This is a genomic window from Microcoleus sp. S36a_B3 (assembly GCF_036700745.1).
In the GTDB taxonomy this organism is placed as follows: domain Bacteria; phylum Cyanobacteriota; class Cyanobacteriia; order Cyanobacteriales; family Microcoleaceae; genus Microcoleus.
Genome location: NZ_JAUBPN010000074.1, coordinates 1 through 1,055, shown reverse-complemented (window position 1 = coordinate 1,055; position 1,055 = coordinate 1). Strand labels below are relative to the sequence as shown.

Annotated in this window: 1 protein-coding gene; it reads right to left on the bottom strand. The window is 54.4% G+C overall.

Features of this window, described 5'->3' with window-relative positions; all coding sequences use genetic code 11:
* A partial coding sequence (gene psbD, locus QUA01_RS27255) for a photosystem II D2 protein (photosystem q(a) protein) (protein WP_333093636.1) occupies positions 1-1,055 on the bottom strand: 1,055 nt, incomplete at its 3' end.

The following is a 1,055-nucleotide window of genomic DNA, read 5'->3' as shown; positions in this document are numbered from 1 at the left end:
AGTGCGTTACCGCGAGGAAGAACTTCTTCTGGGAACATGAAGTTTTCGTGAGGTTGGTCGATCGGAGACATCCAAGCACGAATACCTTCGTTAAGCAGAATGTTCTTAGTGTAGAACGTTTCAAACTCAGGATCTTCAGCCGCGCGCAATTCTTGAGAAACGAAGTCATAGGCGCGCAGGTTTAATGCTAAACCAACGATGCCAATGGAGCTCATCCACAAGCCTGTGACAGGTACGAACAGCATGAAGAAGTGCAACCAACGCTTGTTGGAGAAGGCAATTCCGAAGATTTGGCTCCAGAAGCGGTTAGCTGTCACCATCGAGTAGGTTTCTTCTGACTGAGTTGGGTTGAAGGCGCGGAAGGTGTTTGCACCTTCGCCATCTTCAAACAAGGTGTTTTCTACAGTTGCACCGTGGATAGCGCACAGCAGCGCGCCGCCCAAGATACCTGCTACGCCCATCATGTGGAAGGGGTTGAGCGTCCAGTTGTGGAAGCCTTGCAGGAATAGCAAAAAGCGGAAAATTGCTGCTACGCCGAAACTAGGGGCGAAGAACCAACCTGATTGACCCAAGGGGTAAAGCAGGAACACCGACACAAACACGGCAATCGGGCCGGTGAATGCCAGGGCGTTGTAGGGACGGATGCCGACTAAACGGGCGATTTCGAGTTGACGCAGGCAAAACCCGATCAAAGCGAAGGCACCGTGGAGGGCGACGAAGGTCCACAACCCGCCGAGTTGGAACCAGCGGGTTAGGTCCCACTGTGCTTCCGGGCCCCACAAGAACAGCAGGGAGTGTCCGAGGCTGTTGGCTGGGGTGGATACTGCGACGGTGATGAAGTTGGCTCCTTCGAGGTAGGAGCTTGCCAAACCGTGGGTGTACCAGGATGTGACGAAGGTGGTGCCGGTTAGCCAGCCACCGATGGATAGGTAGGCGCAGGGAAATAGCAGAATCCCAGACCAGCCTACGAAGACGAAGCGATCGCGCTTGAGCCAGTCGTCGAGTACATCAAAGATGCCTCTTTCGGTCTGGGCGCGTCCGACTGCGATTGTCAT